The following is a 21024-nucleotide window of genomic DNA, read 5'->3' on the forward strand; positions in this document are numbered from 1 at the left end:
GATCGCAGATCATGGTTGAACTCACGCTCCCCAAGAACTCGCAGATCACGGTCGGAAAAACCTGGCCGAAGCCGGAAGGCGCGACCAATCTGCGCGAATACCGCATCTACCGATGGTCGCCGGACGATGAGGCGAACCCGAGCATCGACACGTATTTCGTCGACATGGACGATTGCGGGCCGATGGTTCTGGACGCGCTTTTGTACATCAAGAACAAGATCGATCCGACGCTGACGCTGCGCCGTTCCTGTCGCGAGGGCATTTGCGGCTCCTGCGCCATGAATATCGACGGCTCGAACACGCTCGCCTGCACCAAGGGCTGCGACGACATTTCCGGGCCGGTGAAAATCTACCCGCTGCCGCATATGCAGGTGGTGAAGGATCTGGTGCCGGACCTGACCAATTTCTACGCCCAGCATGCCTCGATCGAGCCATGGCTGCATACGGTTTCGCCGGAGCCGGCCAAGGAATGGTTGCAAAGCCATGAGGATCGCGAGAAGCTGGACGGCCTCTACGAATGCATCCTGTGCGCCTGCTGCTCGACCTCTTGCCCGAGCTACTGGTGGAACGGCGACCGCTATCTCGGCCCGGCAACGCTGCTGCAGGCCTATCGCTGGCTGATCGACAGCCGCGACGAAGCCACCGGCGAGCGGCTGGACAACCTCGAAGACCCGTTCCGTCTCTATCGCTGCCACACCATCATGAACTGCGCGCAAACCTGCCCCAAGGGGTTGAACCCGGCCAAGGCAATCGCCGAAATCAAGAAGATGATGGTCGAGCGCCGGGTGTGATCTGCGTGGTGCGTCCTTCGAGGCTCGCTGCGCTCGCACCTCAGGATGAGGGAGGTCGCGCTGGCGTGCTAGCGGCAACGCTTTCTTGAGGCTGCAACTACGGTCCTCATCCTGAGGTGCGAGCGATAGCGAGCCTCGAAGGACGCACGGACGCCATTAAAGACGAGGCGATATGACTGACACCGACCTCCCCGACCTCAACGATATGGAAGCGCGCATTCTCGGTTGCCTGATCGAGAAGAAGGAACTGACGCCCGACGTTTATCCGCTGTCGCTCAATGCCGCGATTGCCGCAGCCAACCAGAAGACGGCGCGTGAGCCGGTGATGGCGCTGGAGCAAGGCGATGTGCACCGGACCTTGAAGCTGCTGGAACAGAAGGGGCTGGCGCAGCAGGTGTTCGGTTCGCGGGTGGAGCGCTACGAACATATGATGGCGCAGCGCTTTTCGCTGACCACGGCGCAGACGGCGCTGATCGGCCTGTTGCTGCTGCGCGGCCCGCAGACGGTGCCCGAGCTTCTGGTGCGCAGCGAACGCATGGTGCGTTTTTCGGCTGCCGACGATTTGCGAACCGAACTCGACATGCTGATCGGGCGCAGGCCGGCGCTGGTCAAGGAAATAGGCCGTGCCCCCGGCCAGCGCGAAGACCGCTACGCGCAATTGCTTGGCGGCCCCGTGGAACTTGCGGCGGTCGCCATGCCGAGCCGCGCGCCTTCAGGCGCTGCCGGCCTGGAAGCCCGTGTCGAGGCTCTCGAGGAGGAGATCGCGGCGCTGCACGCCCGGCTCGATGCCCTGGCCGCCCGACTGGCCTAAATCCAGATTGAAAGAAGCAGCGCCTTTCGCGGCGCTGCTTCGCGGTTGGTGTCGTTCAAGCCAGCTTGGCGTCGAGTGTCACCTTGATCGCGCCGAGCGCCTTGGAAACCGGGCAGGTAGCCTTGGCCTTGTCGGCCAGTTCCTTGAACTTCTCCTGTTCAATGCCGGGCACCTTGCCGGTCAGCTTGAGCGCGCTTTCGGTGATCTCGAAACCGCCGCCGGCGGCAGGACCGTAGGTGACGACCGCCTCGGCATTGAGTTCGTCCGCCGGCGTGCCGTTCTCGGCCAGGAAATGCGAAAGCTGCATGGCAAAGCAGCCGGCATGCGCCGCCGCGATCAATTCTTCCGGGTTGGTGCCGGACTTGCCGCTTTCGTCCTGGAAACGGCCCTTGAAGGAATAGGGCTGCTTGTTGAAAGCGCCGCTCTGCATATCGAGCGTGCCGGCTCCCTCGGTGAGCGTGCCTTTCCAGACGGCGGTGGCGTGACGGTTCATGGTTCTCTCCTTGGGTTGAAAACTTTTGGCCTTGGGTTGAAAACTTTTGGCGGGCGCGAACGCGCGGCTCCGATGAATATAGCGTCGATGCGCCCGAATGCCATGGCAGTCTTGCGCAGACGGCGTGCACTGTGGGATCAGGATGCCGCGACAAGGGAATAACGACCACGGCGCTGCGTGCGGCGCAGGAGAGGAAGCGCAAGCTTTCCGGGAGAGGATGGAAAATGGCGGAAGCCTATATCTGCGACTACATACGCACGCCCATTGGCCGTTTCGGCGGCGCGCTGGCAACGGTGCGCACCGACGATCTCGGCGCGGTTCCGCTCAAGGCGCTGATGGCGCGCAATGCATCGGTCGATTGGGCAGCAATTGACGATTTGATCTATGGTTGCGCCAACCAGGCCGGCGAGGACAACCGCAACGTGGCGCGCATGGCGCTGCTTTTGGCCGGCCTGCCGCAGGAAATATCGGGGACGACGATCAACCGGCTTTGCGGTTCCGGCATGGATGCGGTCATCATGGCTGCCCGTGCCATAAAGGCCGGCGAGGCCGAGATGGTGATTGCCGGCGGCGTCGAATCGATGAGCCGCGCGCCCTTCGTGCTGCCCAAGGCCGACAGCGCATTTTCGCGCAAGGCCGAGATCCACGACACCACCATCGGCTGGCGCTTCGTCAATCCCCTGATGAAGAGCCAATATGGCGTGGATTCCATGCCGGAGACGGGCGAGAACGTTGCCGAAGCGTATCGCGTATCGCGCGCCGACCAGGACGCCTTCGCCTTGCGCAGCCAGACAAGAGCGGTCGCCGCGCAGGAAAACGGCCGTCTCGCCCAGGAAATCGTCCCGGTCGGGGTGCCGCAGCGCAAGGGCGATCCGATCCTCGTTTCCCTGGACGAGCATCGGCGCGCCGGTACGACGCTGGAGGCACTGGCGAAACTGCCGACACCGTTTCGAAAAGAGGGCGGGACGGTCACGGCCGGCAATGCCTCCGGCGTCAACGATGGCGCGGCCGCGCTGATCATTGCCTCGGAGGCGGCGGCGAGAAAGCATGGGCTGACGCCGATCGCCCGCATTCTGGGCGGCGCCTCCGCCGGCGTCGCCCCGCGGATCATGGGCATCGGTCCGTCGCCGGCAACGAAGAAATTGTGTGCGCGGTTGAATATCAAGCCGTCCGATTTCGACATTATCGAACTGAACGAAGCTTTTGCCTCGCAGGGCATCGCCGTGCTGCGCGAACTCGGACTCGCGGAAGATGCCGAGCATATCAATCCGAATGGCGGCGCCATCGCGCTCGGCCATCCGCTTGGCATGTCGGGTGCGCGCATAACGGGAACGGCCGCCCTCGAGCTACGGGAACGGCGCGCCAGGCTGGCGCTCGCAACCATGTGTGTCGGCGTCGGGCAGGGAATTGCTATTGCGCTGGAACGGGTGTGAAGACCGCCGCCGGCGCGGAAGCGTTTAGGGGGCGGACGGCTCGCGGCAGACGTCCACCCATTCGGCGTTGGTCAGCGCCGTAAGCCGGTCGGGGCTGAGCCGCACGGCGGCGTTGGTCGCTCCGGCAGCGGGCACCACCGCCTCGAACGGGCGCAGCGATACGTCGCAATAGACCGGTAAGGGTGCCGGCAGGCCGAACGGGCAGACGCCGCCGACCGGATGACTGGTAACGGCCACCACCTCGTCGGCATCCAGCATGCGGCCCTTGGCGCCGAACCGGTCGCGGAACTTGCGGTTGTCGAGCCGCGCCGTACCGCTGGCGACAATCAGCATAGTCGCGTCGCCGGCCCGCAGGCAGATGGTTTTCGCGATCTGCTCCGGCTCGACGCCGTGCGCCTCCGCCGCCAGCGCCACCGTTGCCGAGCTGGCCCCGGTGACGATGATTTCGATGTCGGGGGCGTGGGTAGCGAAAAACGCGCGAACGGATTCGAGGGACATGCGGAAACCTTGGATGGAAGAAATCGGAGAGGCGCAACGGCGGGGAAAAATCAGATAGGCTCGCCCTGCAAAAGACGCGGCGTGCCGCCGGTCAGGCCGGACGCCTGCCGAATGAAGAAATCCTTGAGGCGCGGCATGCGCTGGACCAGGCCAAGGCCAATGCTGCGCGCCGCCCGCAGCGGTGCGTGGTCATTGGAAAACAGCCGGTTCAGCACGTCGGTGGTGACGCCCATCTGCACCGTGTCGAAGCGCCGCCATTGCTGGTAGCGCTCCAGCACGTCGAGCGCGCCGAAATCCTGGCCAAGCCGGTCGGCCTCGACCACCACTTCGGCGAGCGCGGCCACGTCCTTGAAGCCGAGATTGAGGCCTTGCCCGGCGATTGGATGGATGCCGTGTGCAGCGTCGCCAGCCAGTGCTACGCGCGGCGCGACGAAGGCGCGGGCGAGCGTCAGCCCGAGCGGCCAGGCGCGCGGCTTGTCCATGACGTGGATTTCGCCGAGCTTCAGGCTGAAGCGCTGTTCGAGTTCTGTCTCGAAGACGAGATCGTCGCCGGCGACCAGCCTTTCGGCATCCTCCGTGCGCTCGACCCAGACGATGGAGGAGCGGTTCTTGCCGTTCTTGTCGGGGGAAAGCGGCAGCGTGGCGAAGGGACCGGCTGGCAGGAAGTGCTCCTCGGCGCGTCCGTTGTGCGGGCGCTCGTGGCCCACCGTGCAGACGATGCCGGACTGGCCGTATTGCCATTTCACCGTCTTGATGCCGGCCATGTCGCGCAGCTTCGAATTGACGCCGTCGGCCGCGACCAGCAGGCGCGCGGCGATCGCCGCGCCATCGGCCAGATGCACGGTCACGCCGCTGCCGGTATCGAAGGCGCTGACCCCGACACCTTCGATGATGTCGATGCCGAGCGCCTTGGCGCGCTTGCGCAGCGCACCGTTGAGGACGTTATTGGCGACCATGTGGGCGAAGGGTTCGCCGGGGGCTACTTCGCCGTCGAAGGTGAGCAAGGCGGGCCGCACCGGATCGGAGGTGCGCGAATCGGTGATGACCATTTCGGTGATGGCCTGCGCATGCGGGGCGATTTCCGGCCATGCATCGAGACGGTCGAGCATGCGCCGCGCGGCGGCCGCGATAGCGGAGGCGCGGCCGTCTTTTTGCCAGACGCCGGCGGGGGCTGCGTCGACGATGGCCACGGCAAGGCTCGGGCGCGCCTGTTTCAACGCCACGGCCGCGGCCAGCCCGACATAGCCGGCACCGGCAACCAGCACGTCGAGCGCCGCCAATTTCGTGTCCGCCGTGTTCTGTGCCATGCCTGAACTTTCTTGAGCGGGCGGGTCTTTGCGCCGGCGCGCCTTGACTACCCGTTGTTCCTGTCCGAAACCGGCCATTCCTATTTCCGCAAAGGCGCGAAAACATGACGACAGCCATGGATCAGCTTCTCGGCATTCTCGCCCTCGAGAAGCTGGAACACAACCTGTATCGTGGTCGCAGCCCGCAGGTCGAGTGGCAGCGCGTGTTCGGCGGCCAGACCATCGCGCAGGCGCTGGTCGCCGCGCAGGGAACGGTTGCGCCCGATCGCCACGTCCATTCCCTGCACGGCTATTTCATGCGGCCGGGCGACATCAAGGTGCCGATCGTCTATGAGGTCGACCGCATCCGTGACGGCTCCTCCTTCACCACGCGGCGCGTGGTGGCGATCCAGCATGGGCAGGCCATTTTTTCGCTGGAGGCGTCGTTTCAGGTCGATGAGCAGGGGCTTGAGCATCAATTCCCGATGCCGCTGGACGTGCCGCCGCCGGAAGGACTGCAGGACCATCGTGAATTGCTGGAGAAGGCGACGCACGTGCCCGAAGCGATCCGCCACTTCTGGGCGCGAGAGCGGCCGCTCGAACTGAAGCCGGTCAATATCAGGCACTATGAGAGCCGCGAAAAGCTGCCGCCGCGCCAGAACGTCTGGATAAGGCTGACGGGGCCGACGCCCGACAGCCGCGCGCTGCAATCGGTCCTGCTCGCCTATCTGTCCGACATGACGCTGCTCGATACGTCCACCTTCGCGCATGGGCGGGGCCTGTTCGACCCCGATATCCAGGCGGCAAGCCTCGACCATGCCATGTGGTTCCACCGTCCGCATGCGCTGGACGACTGGCTGCTCTATACGCAGGATAGTCCCTCCACTTCCGGCTCGCGCGGCTTCAGCCGTGGCACCCTTTACGCCCGCGACGGCACGCTGATCGCCTCGGTGGCCCAGGAAGGCCTTATCCGCCTGCGCCGATAGCCTAAAAGATAGGCAGCGGTGAAAATCTGCCCGAATTTTTAGCATTTTTTTGACTGCGCTGGCCGGCATGGCGTGCAGACAATGAATAAAGTTGTTTTAATACAGATGCTTACATGTCGCTTCGGCAATTGGCATGAAGCTTGATTCCTCCTGGACAGTCGGCGAACGGAATCGTCGAGGTGCCGAATGGCGTTCCAATGGAGAAATCAATGGTTCTTTTTTCCCTCTCAAAGCCGGCGATGCGCGCTGCCCCCGCGGGCTTGCTTGCCAGTTGCGCCATGGCCAGCGCCGTGCTTGCGCAGGAAGCGGCACCGGCCGCAGCACCTGTCCTCGACACCGGCAACACCGCCTGGATGCTGACCGCCACGGCCCTCGTGCTGATGATGACCATTCCGGGTCTGGCGCTGTTTTATGGCGGCATGGTGCGCAAGAAGAACGTGCTCGCCACCGTCATGCAAAGCTTTGCGATTTGTTGCCTCGTCACGGTGCTGTGGTTCGCGGTCGGCTATTCGCTGGCCTTCTCCGATGGCGGCGCGGCCAATGCCTGGATCGGCGGTTTTTCCAAGCTGTTCCACCAGGGCATCACCGTTTCGACGCTCTGGCCGGTAGGCAACATCCCTGAATTTGTCTTCTCCACCTTCCAGATGACCTTCGCCATCATCACGCCGGCGCTGATCTGCGGGGCCTTCGCTGAGCGCATGAAGTTTTCGGCATTACTACTGTTCACGACGCTGTGGCTGCTGGTCGTCTATGCGCCCGTCGCGCATTGGGTCTGGGGCGGCGGCTTTTTGGGCTCGTCCGGCGTGCTCGATTTTGCCGGCGGCACGGTGGTCCACATCAATGCCGGTGTCGCCGGCCTCGTCTGCGCGCTGGTGCTTGGCAAGCGCGAAGGCTACGGCACCACCAACATGGCCCCGCACAACCTCGTCTATTCGGTGATCGGGGCGGCCCTTCTGTGGGTCGGCTGGTTCGGCTTCAACGCCGGCTCGGAACTGGCCGCTGACGGCCTTGCCGGTGCCGCCATGCTCAACACGCAGGTCGCCACGGCGGCTGCGGCGCTGGCGTGGATGTTCGCCGAATGGATCGTCGCCAAGAAGCCGAGTGTGCTCGGCATCATCTCGGGCGCTGTCGCCGGCCTCGTCGCGGTGACGCCCGCCGCGGGTTTCGTCAACCCGACGGGTGCGTTCGTCATCGGCATTGTTGCCGGCATCGTCTGCTACATCGCCGCGGTCAAGGTGAAGCACGCTCTGGGCTATGACGATTCGCTCGACGCCTTCGGCGTGCATGGGATCGGCGGCATCGTCGGCGCTTTGCTGACCGGCGTGCTTGCCGATCCGGCGATCAATGCGCTCGGTGCGAACGCTTCGCTTCTGACGCAGACGAAGGGCGTCGTTGTGACGATCGCCTGGACGACGGTCGCGACCTTCGTGATCCTTCAAGTCGTCAAGGTTCTGGTCGGTGGGCTGCGGCCAAGCAGGCAGGAAGAGATCGAGGGCCTCGACATCACCCAGCATGGCGAGGTGGTGCCGTAAGGCTCAGCCAGAAAACATTCCGCGTGCCGCTTTCCAAAGCAGTGACGCCTTGAGGCCCGGACAAGTTTTCGGGCCTCTTTTTTTACCGGCGAAAAAACCTATTCCAGCCAGTCGGGGATGCTGTCCAGGCCGATCAGTTCGTCATAGGTCGGGCGTGGGCGCACGACGTGAAAACGGTCGCCGTCGACCAGCACCTCGGGCACCAGCAGGCGCGTGTTGTAGGTGCCGGCCTGCACCGCGCCATAAGCGCCGGCAGTGCCGACAGAAATCAAGTCTCCTGCCTTCAGCGTCGGCAGATCTCTGTCGAGGCCCAGATAGTCGCCGGTCTCGCAGACCTGGCCGACCACGTCCACGTTCATGCGCGGCGCGGAGGCCGGCTGCTGCACCACCGGGCGGATGTCGTGGAAAGCTTCATAGAGCGTCGGCCGGATCAGGTCGTTCATCGCCGCATCGACGATGAGAAAATTCTTGGCGTCGCCTTCCTTCACATAGATGACTTCGGAAACGAGAATGCCGGCATTGCCGACGATCATCCTGCCCGGTTCGAACATCACCTTCAGCCCGAGATCGCTGACATGCTTCTTGACGATGGCCGCATAGGCGTCGGGCAGCGGCGGCGGGTTGTTGTCGGTGCGGTAGGGAATGCCGAGGCCGCCGCCGAGATCGACATGGTCGATGGCATGGCCGTCTGCCTGTAATTGTCCGGCCAGGGTGACAAGCAGCGCAAAGGCGTCGTCGAAGGGCTGCAGATCGGTGATCTGGCTGCCGATATGGGTATCGATACCGGTTACCTTGATGCCGGGCAGTTTGGCCGCGCGGGCATAGACTTCGCGCGCCCGCCGCCAGTCGATGCCGAACTTGTTCTCGGCCTTGCCGGTCGAGATTTTCTTATGCGTCTTGGCGTCGACGTCCGGATTGATGCGCAGCGATATGTTGGCGGTCTTGCCCAGCGCCGCGGCGCGGGCGGAAAGCAGGTCCAGTTCCGGTTCGGACTCGACGTTGAAGCAGATGATGCCGGCTTCGAGCGCAAAATCCATTTCGCGCGCGGTCTTGCCGACGCCGGAGAAAACGATCTTTTGGGCCGGGATGCCGGCGGCGAGCGCGCGCCGCAACTCGCCTTCGGAGACGACGTCTGCGCCCGCGCCTTCCCTTGCCAGCGTCCTTAGAACGGCCTGGTTGGAGTTCGCCTTCATGGCGTAGCAGACCAGCGTGTCCAGCCCAGCGAAAGCATCCGAGAAAACACGGAAATGACGGGTGAGTGTGGCCGTCGAATAGCAATAGAACGGCGTGCCGACCGCTTTCGCGATCTCGGGGACGGCGACATTTTCGGCATGCAGCACGCCGTCGCGGTAATCGAAATGGTTCACGGCAATGATTCCGGAGAAACTACTGGATGAGTTTGTCGAGGATGAACGGCTTGTCGGTTTCCGGTTTCTGCGGCTCCGGCGGCAGCGGCTGCTTGGCCTTCTCGGCATCCTTGCGGGCCTGCACGGCCGCCTCATAGGGCGTGTCGAGACTGGCTCTGCGGCCGCAAGCCACGACCGTGGCCATCGCGGCCAGAAGCGTCAGCGTCACCAACATCCTGCTTGCGGTCATCGTCTCACCTGCCAAACTCCGAGAAGCCGCTTCTAACTGAATTTCCGGCCGTTTGCACCCCGCATTCAAGCCTTGGCCAGCCGCTTCTTCCAGTAGCGTATCTGCCTGCGCACCTCAGCCGGTGCGGTGCCGCCGAACGAAGTGCGGCTCTTGACCGAGCTTTGCACGGAAAGCACGGAATAGACGTCCTCGGTGATGCCCGGATGGATGGACTGCAAATCCGCCAGCGACAGTCTTTCCAGCCCGACCTTGTTGGCCTCGGCCAGTGCTACGGCGCGGCCCGTAACGTGGTGCGCTTCGCGGAACGGGAGCGCGAGCGTGCGCACCAGCCAGTCGGCGAGGTCGGTTGCGGTCGAATAGCCGGCACCCGCCGCCTTCTTCATCGCCGCCACATTGATCGTCATGTCGCTGACCATGCCGGTCATAGCCGCCAGCATCAGGTCGAGCGTTTCGGCGGCGTCGAACACGGCTTCCTTGTCTTCCTGCATGTCCTTGGAATAGGTCAGCGGTAGGCCCTTCATCACGGTCAGAAGACCGACCAGATGGCCGTTGACGCGGCCGGTCTTGGCCCGAACCAGTTCGGCGGCGTCGGGGTTCTTCTTCTGCGGCATGATCGAGGAACCGGTGGAAAAAGAATCCGACAGGCGCACGAAGCCGAATTGCGGCGTCGACCAGATGACGATCTCTTCGGCCAGCCGCGACAGATGCGTGGCGCAGATCGCCGACGCGGAGAGGAATTCCAGCGCGAAGTCGCGGTCGGACACGCTGTCCAGCGAATTACGGGTCGGCTCGCGGAAACCCAATGCTGCCGCCGTCTGGTGCCGGTCTATGGCAAAACCGGTGCCGGCAAGGGCGGCCGCCCCCAGCGGGCTCTCGTTCAGGCGCTCGGCGGCGTCGCGCATGCGCGACAGGTCGCGCGAAAACATCTCGACATAGGCCATGCAGTGATGGCCGAAGGTTACCGGCTGCGCCGCCTGCATATGGGTAAAGCCGGGCATCACGGTCGCCGCATGTTCCTCGGCCCGCGCCAGAAAAGCCGCGATCAGGCCTTTCAGCGCCTCGGCGACGCGAAACAGCTCGTCCTTGACCCAAAGGCGGAAATCGACCGCGACCTGGTCGTTGCGCGAGCGCGCCGTGTGTAGCCGCCCCGCCGCCTGTCCGATCAATTCGGCCAGCCGCGCCTCGATGTTCATGTGAATGTCTTCGAGCCGTGTCGAGAACTCGAACTTGCCGGCCTCGATCTCTGCCTGAATCGTGTTCAGGCCGTGAGCGATCTTTTCTTGATCCGCCGTCGAAATAATGCCCGTTTGCGCCAGCATGGCGCTGTGGGCGAGCGAGCCGCGAATGTCTTGCGCGTACAGCTTCCTGTCGAAACCGATGGAGGCGTTGATCGCTTCCATGATCGCCGCAGGGCCCGAGGCAAAACGTCCGCCCCACATCTGGTTGCTGGCCTTTGTATCGCTCATCGCTATAACCCTGAGTTTCCGGAGCAGCTTGAAAAAATGACAAACGGCAAAAAACTTTTCCCCGCCCCACGCCTGATCGTCGCCGCACTCATTGCCGGCGTGGTGGCTGGCGCGGTCGCGGTATATGTCAAGGAGAGCGGCTCTGGCAACACGGCTGGCGCTCAGCTAGCTGTCGGCGAGAGCCAGGACGACATTGCCTGCGCGGCAAAGGCCGATCGCGCCAAGACGATTGCGGCAGCGGCGACCGGCCAGGTCGCGGCGCTTTTGCCGGCCGATCCGCCGCAATCGCTCAAGAGCCTTGCCTTCAACGGGCCGGACGGCAAGCCGATGAGCCTCGCCGACCTCACAGCCAAGACGGCGGCCGGGAAAACGGTGCTGCTCAACCTGTGGGCGACATGGTGTGCGCCCTGCCGCGCCGAGATGCCAGCCCTCGATGCCTTGCAAAAGGAAATGGGTAGTCAAAAATTTGAGGTCGTCGCCGTCAATGTCGATACGGGCGACGACACCAAGCCGAAGAAATTCCTTGCCGATACCGGCGTCGCCTCGCTCGGCTATTATCGCGATGCCTCGATGGGCGTGTTCAACGATCTGAAGACGCGCGGCCTGGCGCTCGGCCTGCCGGCCACCATGTTGGTCGACGGCGAGGGCTGCCTGATCGCCCATATGAACGGGCCGGCGGAATGGGCGGGCCCTGACGCCAAGCGGCTGGTCGAGGCGGCGATAGGCGGGTAGAAAAGCTCGCATCGGGCTGCGGAAGGATGAAGCGGCGGGTATGGCATTTGGCTGGGGCATTGTTGGCACGGGTAACATAGCGCGCCAGTTTGCCGCCGATCTCGGCCATGCGGCCGGCGCGCGCGTCGCCGCGGTCCATTCGCGCGTCGCCGAAAAGGCCGAAGCGTTTCGCGCCGCTACCGGCGCCGGCCGGGGCTACACCGATTTCGACGCACTGCTTGCCGACAGCACTGTCGATGCCGTCTATCTCGCCACGCCGAATGCATTGCATGCCGGGCAGGCCCTGCGTGCCATCGCCGCCGGCAAGCCGGTGCTGGTCGAAAAGCCGCTGGCGCTATCCGTGGCCGAGGTCGAGGAAATCGAGCAGGCGGCGTCGGCCAGGGGCGTGTTCGTCATGGAGGCCATGTGGACTCGCTTCCTGCCGGCGGTGGTGCGCGCCAAGGCAAGCATCGATGCCGGCGACATTGGCAGGGTAACGGCCATCCACGCCGACCTGTCCTATCGTCGCGAGGAACTGGCAGGCAGCCGCTTCTTCGTGGCGCAAGGCGGTGGTGCATTGTTGGACCTTGGCGTCTATCCGATCTCGCTTGCCCTGCATTTCCTGGGACATCCGCAAGGCGTTTCCGGGCGCTGGAAGGCGGCGCGAAGCGGCGTCGACATGCATGCCGAAATCGAACTTCGCTACGACGAGGCGACGGCAAGCCTGTCCTGCGGCTTCGACCGGGCCGGCGGGAATTCTTTCCTGATCGAAGGGACGAGCGGCACATTGCGGCTCAAGGCGCCCTTCCTGAAGGCACAAAGGCTGACGCATTATCGTGGCGTCCAGCGTGCCGGTTCGGAAGAGGGCGGAACGCTGTCGAAAATGCTCGACCACCTCGCCATCGGCGGACGCAAGGTCGAGAAAAAGCCGTTTCCCGGCGGCGGCCTGCAATTCGAGACCATTGCGGTCATGGATGCGGTCCGGCAGGGCAGGACGGTTTGCGATTCGATGCCGTTAGCCGACAGCAAGGCGGTGCTCGCCATTATCGACGCGGTGCGGGCGCTGCCTCCGGTGTGACGCCGAGGCTCAAAACGAGCTTTGCATCGTGTATGGCTGGGGCAGGCTGCCGGCATTGTTCAGGGCCAGCGCCAGTTCGGTAATGTGCAAGGCCATCGCGCCGGAGAATTGCGGCTGCCGGCTTTGGGCAATCGCCTGCGCCTGTGCCGCGATGCCGGCGCAAAAATCGATCTGCGAGGGAAAGCCGGGCAATGTCTTTTTCGATGCCGGGTAGGCAAGCCGCCTGCCCGGTGTCGGCTTCCAGGGCAGGAATTTGCCGAGCCGGCTTTCCAGTCGGTTGGCCAGTCTCTGCTTCAGGCTGCGCGGCTCTCCGGCCGCTTCCAGATGGATGGCCGAATTCTCGTCCCACAGATCGCGCACGGTGATGGAACCGGCATCGCCCAGAATGGTCAGCGACCGGTCCTTGGGTGCTGCAAGGCCGCAGGTCATCCGCGCGACAGGGCCGGATTTGAAGCGCAGGCAACCGACGGAGAAATCCGGCCCAAGGGCCAGCTTTTCCGTGGCCGATCCCTTGTCTGGAAAGGTCAGCGCCGAGAACGCGGTGAGGTCCTCGACCGGGCCGAACAGGCAGGTGAGCCACGAAAGCGCATAGCCGGCATGTTCCAGCGTGCAGCCGACTTCGAACTCATGGACGCCCGGCCATGCGGCCCCCGAACGCGAGCGCCATTCGCGCCATTTGTCGCGGAATACCGCGCCGTCCTCCATCTCTGCGTAGATCAGGCGTGGCGTGCCGATGCGGCCGGCGGCAAGCACATCTGCGACCGCTTTATGTGCGGCGCTCAATGCGTTGGCGGGTGCGCTCGCCAGCGTCAGCCCCAGCGTATCGGCAAGCCCGACCAGCGTGCGGGCATCTTCGAAGCGCATCGCCAGCGGTTTTTCGCAGTAAACATGCCTGCCCGCGCGCAAGGTCCTTTCGGATAGTTCAAAATGGCTTTCCGGCGGCGTCAGATTGACGACGATGCCGACAGAAGGGTCTTCGAGCAGCGCTTCGGCGCTTTCATAGGGCCGGACCCGATAAAAATCGCAGAACTGGGCCAACCGTGCGGCGTCACGGTCGAAAGCGCCGGCAAGTTCGAGGCCGGGATGGTTGGGCAGCGTCGCCATATAATAGTCGGCAACGAAGCCGGTGCCGAGAAACGCGATTTTCATGCCGGCTTTCCAGAAAGACAGGCATCCAGCCTAGCAGGCTCCCGTTACATCGCGGTAAAGGCGCAGGCATAAAGGCGCACGGGCTGGCACTGGCGTCGCAAACGGCCTTGCGTTATACGCTCCCGTTCTCACTCGGTGCCCACCATGAATTTCGTTCCCGATATTGCCACGCTGATCCAGTTCGGCATCGCGACCCTTGTGCTGGCCGCTACGCCTGGCCCGGACATGACGCTGTTCGTCAGCCGTACGCTGAGCCAGGGCAGGGCCTCCGGCTTCGCCTCGATGGGGGGAGCGCTTTTCGGCACGCTGATCCATACAACGCTGGTCGTCGTCGGCATTTCAGCGCTGATCGTCGCCTCGCCGACGGCCTTCTTCGTGCTGAAGATTTTTGGTGCCGGCTATCTCGTCTTCCTGGCCTGGCAGGCGCTGGCGAAAGGCTCGGCTTTCTCGCCCGTGACCAAGAAAGGGCCGCGTATCTCGCTGCCCAGAAGTTTCGCGGCCGGGCTTGGCGTCAATCTGCTCAACCCGAAGATCATCTTGTTCTTCATGACCTTTCTGCCGCAATTCGTGTCCGCGCACGATCCGCATGCGCCGGGAAAACTGTTCTTTCTCGGTGTGATGTTCATCACGCTGTCGATACCGGTGGCGGTGCCGATGGTGCTGGCCGCGGAGAAATTCTCGTCGGCGATGAAAGCGAGCCCGAGGGCGACGCGCGTGGTCGATTATCTGCTGGCCGGCGTATTCTCGGCCTTTGCGCTTAAGATCCTGACGGCCCAGGTAAAGTAGCGTGGTTGCGCCAGCCGCCAGCCCAGCGGCCGGCGCATAGCCAGTAGGCGAGGCCGCCGACGATGCCCGCGCCGATGAACAGGCCGACAGACAGTGCCGGGTCTGTTGCCATCCGGCCCATCTCGCCCATCGGCGCTTGCCAGAACAGGCCAGCGACCGCCAGGCCGACGGCGGCACCTGCGAGCGCGTGGAACAGCCAGTTGCGCTGCCCGAGAACTTCCCCGAGCAGGATCACGACGAGGGAAGGCAGGAACGCGAAATAGCCGACGAACAGCGCGGTGAAGGGGATCGAAAACAGCAGCGAGCCGGCGACAACGGCCGAATTATCTTCGGGCCGGAAGCCTGCGGCTCCAAGGAAAAGCAAATGGAGGAAGGCGCTGGCGGCCAGGGCTGCGACCATGTAGCCGACGACGATGGCCGCGAAGCGGAAGAGATAAAGAAGGACGCGGTTCACTCCTCGCCGTGACCTGCGATCATCATCGCTTCCAGCGCCAGCCGGTCGACCTTGCGCATGCGCTCCGATTCGGATTTGAGCTGGCCGCAGGCGGCGAGAATGTCTCGGCCGCGCGGCGTGCGGATCGGCGAGGCATAGCCGGCATTGTTGATGTAGTCGGCGAACTTCTCGATCGTTTCCCATTCCGAGCACTGGTAGTTGGTGCCCGGCCACGGGTTGAACGGGATCAGATTGATCTTGGCCGGAATGCCCCTCAACAGCTTGATAAGCGCCTTGGCGTCGTCGATGGAATCGTTGACCTCGCGCAGCATCACATATTCAAACGTAATTCTTCGCGCGTTCGACAGGCCCGGATAGGAACGGCAGGCTTCCATCAGTTCGGCCAGCGGGTACTTCTTGTTGATCGGCACCAGCAGGTCGCGCAGATCGTCATTGGTGGCGTGCAGCGAGATGGCCAGCATGACGCCGATCTCTTCGCCGGTCCTATAGATTTCCGGAACAACGCCGGACGTCGAAAGCGTGATGCGCCGCTTGGACAGGGCCAGCCCGTCGCCATCGGAGGCGATCAGCAATGCCTTCTTCACCGCCTCGAAATTATAGAGCGGCTCGCCCATGCCCATCATGACGATGTTGGATATCTTTCGCCCTTCGGCGGGAACGATGGCCCCGGCGGGGGTATCGCGGTCGGGGAAATCGCCGAGCTTGTCGCGGGCGGTCAGCAATTGCGCCAGGATTTCCTCGGCCGTCAGATTGCGCACCAGCTTCTGCGTGCCGGTGTGGCAGAAGGTACAGGTCAGCGTGCAGCCGACCTGGCTGGAGATGCACAGCGTGCCGCGCCCCTGTTCGGGGATATAGACCGTTTCAATTTCAACGGGCCGTCCTGCCCCCCGCGCGGGAAACCGGAACAGCCATTTGCGGGTGCCGTCGGTGGAAATCTGTTCTTCCACGATTTCGGGGCGTGCGACGGTAAAATGCCTGTCCAACTCCGCGCGCAGTTCCTTGGAGATGTTGAACATATGCGCAAAGTCGGAGACGCCGCGCACATAGAGCCAATGCCAGAGCTGGCTGGTGCGCATCTTCGCCTGCCGTTCGGAAACGACGCCGGACGCCACCAGCGCCTCGGCCATTTCCGCGCGCGTCAAACCGACCAACGACGGCTTCTCAGCCGTCGAAGCGCGGGGGCGCAACGCATCGCGTGCGGTGTCGGTGGTGAGATCGAGCGAAAGGGTCATTGTGGTTCTTTGGTTCAGTCCGTCCGGACCGGCTACAGATAGGGATTACCGGCCACATATCACAGCTGTGCCGTGCCGTCACGGCCACCTGCCAAGGGCTAACCCAGTTGCGCCAGCAGTTCCGGTAACTCGCCGAGGTTTGAAACCTGCCTGAAGCGCGGTTCATCGACCGGGGTTTCGGCATGTTCGAGTACCCAGTTCAGGTCATGCGGGACATAGACGCCCCAGCCGCCGGCTTGCAGGACCGGTACGATGTCGGATTTCAACGAGTTGCCGACCATCATGCTTCTTTCAGGTCCGTCGCCGTGGCGGCTGAAAATGCGGCTGTAGGTTTCGGGCTGCTTGGCACTGACGATCTCGACGGCGTCGAACAGGCCGCCGAGACCGGATTGCGCGAGCTTGCGCTCCTGGTCGAACAGATCGCCCTTGGTGATCAGCACCAGCCGAAATTTTCCCGCCAGTTGCTCAAGGGTTTTGCGCGCGTAAGGCAGCGTCTCGACCGGGTGGGAAAGCATCTGCCGCCCGGCCTGGACGATATCGGCGATGATTTTTGCGGGAACCTTGCCGCCCGTCACCTCGATCGCCGTTTCGACCATCGACAAGGTGAACCCCTTGATGCCGAAACCATACAGATCGAGATTTCGCCGCTCGGCGTCGAGAAGCCGTTCCTTGACGTCGTTCTGCTCGGCGTGGTCGGCCAGCAGGGACACGAAGCGATCCTCGGTCAGCCGGAAGAACTGCTCGTTTTGCCACAGCGTGTCGTCGGCATCGAAGCCTATGGTCGTAAGTCTGGCGGAATTCATGTCCGTGCGCGCCATGTTTGCAGCTTGTTAGTCTATCTTTGCCAGATTCTCTCGATGATTTCCCTGCCTCAGATCCTGGCCGCCCTGCTTGCGGTCAACGGCGCCGCGTTCCTGGCCTTCTGGTGGGACAAACGCCAGGCGCGAGCGGGCGCGTGGCGGATCCGTGAAAGCACGTTGCTATGGCTCGCGGTTCTTGGCGGCACGGTGGGCGCGGTATCGGCGCAGCACCTCTTCCGGCACAAGACCCGCAAGGAACCATTCCGGACCAGGCTTTACCTCATCGCGTTCCTGCAGGTCGCATGGGTCGCGGCCTTGCTTCTGGTGCCGGATATGGGACCGAGAGTTGTCGGCCTGCTGTCGGCCTGAAAAGGCCTGGCGATACCGGCTAGAGCATCGGACCGAAAAGTGGAATCCGGTTTTCGGAAAATCTGATGCTCAAACAAGAGGATAGAGCGGCAGCGCGGGTTTACCCGAGCGTCCGCCGCTCTAGCCGTCATTTGCAGTTGGCGATGGAGCTTAGGGCTGCCGAAATGCCCTTGAGCGAGAAGACATAGCTGGTCGCGTTGCCGCGCCCGGACTTGGCCTGCACCTTCATGTCGCTGCCGGACTTCATGGCCGCGATCAGCACCGGCTCTTCGGCGGCGTTTTCCACCCAGGCCGACTTGCCGCGCGTGAACATGGAAAAGGATTTCTTGTCGATGGTGACGGTGGCCTTCGATCCTGCCTGGAAGTCGTAGCCGGCGATGAATTGCGGCTCGTAGGAAACCTGCTGGCCGGGACGCTGGCTGACAAAGAAGAACATGTCGCCGTGATCGAGCGTCGGCGGCTGCTTGTCGGTCGGCACCGTCAGCACGTAGCAGACCTTGCCGCCGGAAGCTTGATAGCTGTAGGTGCCCCAGGCGTTATGCTGGCCGATCTTGGTCGCCTGCTGTGCAAGCGCCGGCGAAGCCGCCGCCGCTGCCATGGCAAGGCCCGAAACTAGTGCAATCAATCCGCGCATTGTTTTTCCCGTATTCCAAATTATGCGGAGGCCGGCCGGCTTGGCGTCCTGCCATTCGCTTCATTTTGATTTAATCTGGGTTACCAAAGAATGAAGTTCCGTGAGAAAAGGACCTCCGCCATCCAGAAACCAGCACCGTTTGCACGCCGCCGCCTTCCGGCAGGGCGGCGCAACGTCCCCGTCGCGACTTGGAATACATGAAAGCGGCGAGAGTTTGTCTTTTGGGTAGCCGAGGCGGTGCGCCCGCCGGCGACACCGAAGCCTGTCAGCTTTCGTCGGCGATCGCTTCGCGCGCGGCCAGCCGGTGCGCCGGCTTGATATGGGCGCGCACGGTGGCGATCGCTGCCGTCAGCACCGCGATGTCGTCGGTGAAGCCGAGGCCGAAGATGAAATCCGGGATGGCGTCGGTTGGCAGCACGAAATACGCCAGCGCGGCCAGCAATATGCCCTTGGCGCGCACCGGCGTCTTCCTGTCCAGAGCACAATAGTAAGCGGCGACCACATCCTCCATGAAGGGAATCTGGCGGGCAGCATTCTTGGCTGTGCGCCAGAATTTTGTACGCACCTCGCTCTCGTCAGCCGGCTTGCTGCCAAAGCCGAAGAAATCGAAGTTCGGTTTTTGCGCCATGGAACTCTCCAACTGGGTCGACATTTGCGGGTGGAAATGCCGGTTCCGGGCAAATGTGGTAAAGCCGCCGCCCGACTGCAAGATGCCGTTTTCTATCGCATGATGCCTGTGGCGTCGGCCGCCTCTTCGGAGCGCTGGCGCGTAGCCTGGTGCAGAAGCGGCCATGCCTCCTCGATGACGTAAGGGCCGCCGCCGACCGAATCGCGCGACGACATCAGCACGAAACGCCCGACCCGAAACGGCGCGCTCGAAAAATTGCCGCGCGCCGAAAGATAGTGCGCCACTTCGATGGGGCTGGAGTTGCGCAAGCGGGCCAAGGTGACATGCGGCATGAATTTGCGCGGATCGGCGGGAATGCCGAGCCGCTGGCAGATGCGGTCGATCTCGCCATGCAAGGCGCTCAGATCGGGCGAAGCGGTCGCGCCCGCCCAGATGGCATGCGGCTTCTTCTGGCCGAATGCGCCGACGCCGGACAGCGCCATGGTGAAGGAGGGCCGCTGCACCCGATCCAGCGCATCGGCGATCTCGTCGGCGATGTGCCCTTCGACGTCGCCGATGAAGCGCAGCGTGAGATGATAATTCTCGACGTCGATCCAGCGGGCTCCCGGCAGGCCTCCCCTAAGCAGGGAAAGCGATAGTGCGGCATCTCGCGGAATTTCGAGGGCGGTGAAAAGACGCGGCATGAGAGCCTCCCTTCATCGAATCGAAGTCTGTCCCCAGCGAATCACCGATAGCCGGATGGAGCAAGCGCTTTGTTGGTTGCAAGTAACCGTGAAGCCTTCATGACGAAAAGAGCTTTGGGCCATTTTGGTTGCGTTTCATGGCTGGGCCGGCAATGCGGCGAGTGCCTTTTCAACGGTCGGCAAGATCGCCTCGACGATCCGCTCAATGCCCTTTGCATTGGGGTGCATGACGTCTTCAAGTTCCAGCGCCGCATCGCCCGTCACGCCGTCGAGGAAGAACGGATAAAGCGTCGCACCGTATTTTTCGGCAAGTTTTGGATAAATCGAACCGAACGCCTCCTGATAAGCATGGCCGAGATTGGGCGCGGCGACCATGCCCGCCAGCAGGACGGGGATTTTCCTTTCCGCGAGCCTCGCCATCATGGCGTCGAGGTTTTTCTCGACGATCTCGGGCGCAATGCCGCGCAGCATGTCGTTGCCGCCGAGTTCCAGGATCACCAAATCGGTGCCGTCGGGAACCGACCAGTCGAGCCGCGACAGCCCGCCGCTGGTGGTGTCGCCGGACACGCCGGCATTCGCGACCGTCACGTCATGGCCCGTGGCGCGTAGCGCTGCCTGCAGCCTGTCGGTAAATCCTTCGCCCGGCCCGAGACCGTAACCGGCCATCAGGCTGTCGCCGAAGCCGACGATCTTGACCGGATTGGCGAAAGCCGGACAAGTCCATGCACCGAGCGCGACAAAAACTGCAAAAGCGGCGGCGAGGAGATGTTTGAAAGCCATGCAGCAAGCCCCATATGACCAAGGCAATCCTTCGCCTCTTCCTCCCATATAGGACGATTTACCCTTGGCAGAAGCCGTCATCGAGCTGAAAGACGTGTCGCTGACGCTTGGCGACGGCGCGTCGCGCGTGCATGTGCTGAAGGGCGTGAGCCTCGGCGTGGAAAGCGGCGAGGTGATCGGCATCGTCGGACCGTCCGGCTCCGGCAAGTCGACGCTGCTGATGGTGCTGGCCGGGCTGGAGAAGGTCGACGCCGGCACCGTGCGTATCGCAGGTGAAGTGCTGAACGGCAAAAGCGAGGACCGGATCGCGTCGTTTCGGGGCCGAAACATCGGCATCGTGTTCCAGTCGTTCCATCTCATCCCCAATATGACGGCGCTGGAAAACGTCGCCGTGCCGCTGGAACTCGCCGGTCATGCCGATCCGTTTGGCATAGCTGCGCGTGAACTGGCTGCGGTCGGCCTCAGCGACCGCGTCACCCACTATCCGGGCGAACTGTCCGGCGGCGAGCAGCAGCGCGTGGCGATCGCGCGGGCGCTGGCGCCCAGCCCGCGCATTCTGATCGCCGACGAGCCGACCGGCAATCTCGACCAGGCGACGGGCAGGCAGGTCGCCGACCTTTTGTTCGCGAAAGCGGCCGAGCGCGCCATGACGCTGGTGCTGGTCACGCACGACCCTGCCCTTGCCGCCCGCTGCTCGCGTCAGGTGGCAATGCGCTCCGGCCGGATCGAGGACGCGCCGGCATTGGTGAGGGCGACGGCTTGATGAGGATGGTTGAAGGAAGCGCTCGACGTTGCTCCTCTCTTCTATGTCGCGCTCCGTCGCGCCCC

The 21024-nt window shown here is 63.4% G+C and carries 24 protein-coding genes; 10 read left to right on the forward strand and 14 right to left on the reverse strand.

Going from position 1 to position 21024, the window contains the following annotated elements; all coding sequences use genetic code 11:
- The first annotated feature begins 11 nt into the window (after positions 1-11).
- On the forward strand, positions 12-791 hold the full coding sequence (locus tag ACX3P0_RS20810; protein WP_459078863.1) for a succinate dehydrogenase iron-sulfur subunit: 780 nt from the start codon (positions 12-14) through the stop codon (positions 789-791).
- A gap of 172 nt (positions 792-963) precedes the next feature.
- Positions 964-1602 carry a YceH family protein gene (locus tag ACX3P0_RS20815; RefSeq protein WP_459091495.1) on the forward strand — a complete coding sequence of 213 codons (639 nt, stop codon included), beginning with the start codon at positions 964-966 and terminating at the stop codon, positions 1600-1602.
- 55 nt (positions 1603-1657) lie between these two features.
- Here ACX3P0_RS20815 and ACX3P0_RS20820 read toward each other — a convergent pair whose 3' ends face one another.
- Positions 1658-2095 carry an OsmC family protein gene (locus tag ACX3P0_RS20820; RefSeq protein WP_459091497.1) on the reverse strand — a complete coding sequence of 146 codons (438 nt, stop codon included), beginning with the start codon at positions 2093-2095 and terminating at the stop codon, positions 1658-1660.
- A gap of 224 nt (positions 2096-2319) precedes the next feature.
- On the opposite strand from ACX3P0_RS20820, the gene pcaF reads away from it, so the two are divergent.
- Positions 2320-3528, forward strand: coding sequence for a 3-oxoadipyl-CoA thiolase (gene pcaF, locus ACX3P0_RS20825; protein WP_459091499.1), 1209 nt, complete (start codon positions 2320-2322; stop codon positions 3526-3528).
- 24 nt (positions 3529-3552) lie between these two features.
- Here pcaF and ACX3P0_RS20830 read toward each other — a convergent pair whose 3' ends face one another.
- Together ACX3P0_RS20830 and ACX3P0_RS20835 are read right to left on the reverse strand one after the other, a co-directional pair.
- A complete protein-coding gene (locus tag ACX3P0_RS20830) occupies positions 3553-4026 on the reverse strand; it encodes a YbaK/EbsC family protein (RefSeq protein WP_459091501.1) in 474 nt (157 codons plus the stop codon).
- Between the two features lie 50 nt (positions 4027-4076).
- Positions 4077-5333, reverse strand: coding sequence for a ubiquinone biosynthesis hydroxylase (locus tag ACX3P0_RS20835; protein WP_459091503.1), 1257 nt, complete (start codon positions 5331-5333; stop codon positions 4077-4079).
- 104 nt (positions 5334-5437) lie between these two features.
- Between ACX3P0_RS20835 and ACX3P0_RS20840 the strand changes: the two genes are divergently transcribed.
- On the forward strand, positions 5438-6298 hold the full coding sequence (locus ACX3P0_RS20840) for an acyl-CoA thioesterase (protein WP_459078868.1): 861 nt from the start codon (positions 5438-5440) through the stop codon (positions 6296-6298).
- A 209-nt stretch (positions 6299-6507) separates the two neighbouring features.
- Positions 6508-7830: an ammonium transporter gene (locus tag ACX3P0_RS20845; RefSeq protein ID WP_459091505.1), complete on the forward strand. Its 1323-nt coding sequence runs from the start codon at positions 6508-6510 to the stop codon at positions 7828-7830.
- Between the two features lie 98 nt (positions 7831-7928).
- Here ACX3P0_RS20845 and lysA read toward each other — a convergent pair whose 3' ends face one another.
- The 3 genes from lysA to argH form a co-directional block, all read right to left on the reverse strand.
- Positions 7929-9197 carry a diaminopimelate decarboxylase gene (gene lysA / locus ACX3P0_RS20850; protein ID WP_459091507.1) on the reverse strand — a complete coding sequence of 423 codons (1269 nt, stop codon included), beginning with the start codon at positions 9195-9197 and terminating at the stop codon, positions 7929-7931.
- Positions 9198-9216: 19 nt separating this feature from the next.
- Positions 9217-9426, reverse strand: a complete 210-nt coding sequence (locus ACX3P0_RS20855) for a hypothetical protein (protein WP_459091509.1) — start codon at positions 9424-9426, stop codon at positions 9217-9219.
- Between the two features lie 65 nt (positions 9427-9491).
- Complete coding sequence (argH, locus tag ACX3P0_RS20860) at positions 9492-10892, reverse strand: argininosuccinate lyase (RefSeq protein WP_459091510.1); 1401 nt, start codon at positions 10890-10892, stop codon at positions 9492-9494.
- A 36-nt stretch (positions 10893-10928) separates the two neighbouring features.
- Here argH and tlpA point away from each other — a divergent pair, with 36 nt between their 5' ends.
- Positions 10929-11624 (forward strand): thiol:disulfide interchange protein TlpA, encoded by a 696-nt coding sequence (gene tlpA, locus ACX3P0_RS20865; RefSeq protein WP_459091512.1) that lies wholly within the window; start codon positions 10929-10931, stop codon positions 11622-11624.
- A gap of 16 nt (positions 11625-11640) precedes the next feature.
- Complete coding sequence (locus tag ACX3P0_RS20870; protein WP_459091573.1) at positions 11641-12681, forward strand: Gfo/Idh/MocA family protein; 1041 nt, start codon at positions 11641-11643, stop codon at positions 12679-12681.
- A 9-nt stretch (positions 12682-12690) separates the two neighbouring features.
- Here ACX3P0_RS20870 and ACX3P0_RS20875 read toward each other — a convergent pair whose 3' ends face one another.
- The gene (locus ACX3P0_RS20875; protein WP_459091514.1) at positions 12691-13830 is read right to left on the reverse strand and encodes a Gfo/Idh/MocA family protein; all 1140 of its coding nucleotides are present in this window, start codon (positions 13828-13830) and stop codon (positions 12691-12693) included.
- Between the two features lie 144 nt (positions 13831-13974).
- Between ACX3P0_RS20875 and ACX3P0_RS20880 the strand changes: the two genes are divergently transcribed.
- Positions 13975-14616, forward strand: coding sequence for a LysE family translocator (locus ACX3P0_RS20880; protein ID WP_459091516.1), 642 nt, complete (start codon positions 13975-13977; stop codon positions 14614-14616).
- Here the strand turns inward: ACX3P0_RS20880 and ACX3P0_RS20885 are convergent.
- The 3 genes from ACX3P0_RS20885 to ACX3P0_RS20895 form a co-directional block, all read right to left on the reverse strand.
- Complete coding sequence (locus ACX3P0_RS20885) at positions 14588-15070, reverse strand: hypothetical protein (protein WP_459091518.1); 483 nt, start codon at positions 15068-15070, stop codon at positions 14588-14590. The two genes, ACX3P0_RS20880 and ACX3P0_RS20885, sit on opposite strands and share 29 nt — an antisense overlap.
- Complete coding sequence (rlmN, locus tag ACX3P0_RS20890; protein WP_459091520.1) at positions 15067-16302, reverse strand: 23S rRNA (adenine(2503)-C(2))-methyltransferase RlmN; 1236 nt, start codon at positions 16300-16302, stop codon at positions 15067-15069. The genes ACX3P0_RS20885 and rlmN overlap by 4 nt, the downstream gene beginning before the upstream one ends.
- A gap of 98 nt (positions 16303-16400) precedes the next feature.
- On the reverse strand, positions 16401-17120 hold the full coding sequence (locus ACX3P0_RS20895; RefSeq protein ID WP_459091522.1) for an HAD family hydrolase: 720 nt from the start codon (positions 17118-17120) through the stop codon (positions 16401-16403).
- 39 nt (positions 17121-17159) lie between these two features.
- Here ACX3P0_RS20895 and ACX3P0_RS20900 point away from each other — a divergent pair, with 39 nt between their 5' ends.
- Complete coding sequence (locus tag ACX3P0_RS20900; RefSeq protein WP_459091524.1) at positions 17160-17471, forward strand: DUF1294 domain-containing protein; 312 nt, start codon at positions 17160-17162, stop codon at positions 17469-17471.
- A 127-nt stretch (positions 17472-17598) separates the two neighbouring features.
- On the opposite strand, the gene ACX3P0_RS20905 is transcribed toward ACX3P0_RS20900, so the two are convergent.
- The 4 genes from ACX3P0_RS20905 to ACX3P0_RS20920 form a co-directional block, all read right to left on the reverse strand.
- Positions 17599-18105, reverse strand: coding sequence for an invasion associated locus B family protein (locus ACX3P0_RS20905; protein ID WP_459091525.1), 507 nt, complete (start codon positions 18103-18105; stop codon positions 17599-17601).
- 265 nt (positions 18106-18370) lie between these two features.
- Positions 18371-18733, reverse strand: a complete 363-nt coding sequence (locus ACX3P0_RS20910; RefSeq protein ID WP_459091527.1) for a YkvA family protein — start codon at positions 18731-18733, stop codon at positions 18371-18373.
- A 92-nt stretch (positions 18734-18825) separates the two neighbouring features.
- A complete protein-coding gene (thpR, locus tag ACX3P0_RS20915; protein ID WP_459078883.1) occupies positions 18826-19416 on the reverse strand; it encodes an RNA 2',3'-cyclic phosphodiesterase in 591 nt (196 codons plus the stop codon).
- Between the two features lie 135 nt (positions 19417-19551).
- Positions 19552-20196 (reverse strand): arylesterase, encoded by a 645-nt coding sequence (locus tag ACX3P0_RS20920; RefSeq protein ID WP_459091529.1) that lies wholly within the window; start codon positions 20194-20196, stop codon positions 19552-19554.
- A gap of 64 nt (positions 20197-20260) precedes the next feature.
- On the opposite strand from ACX3P0_RS20920, the gene ACX3P0_RS20925 reads away from it, so the two are divergent.
- Entirely contained in the window at positions 20261-20959 is a 699-nt protein-coding gene (locus ACX3P0_RS20925; RefSeq protein WP_459078885.1) for an ABC transporter ATP-binding protein, read from the forward strand.
- Positions 20960-21024: the final 65 nt, after the last annotated feature.

This window comes from Mesorhizobium sp. A556 (assembly GCF_054489545.1).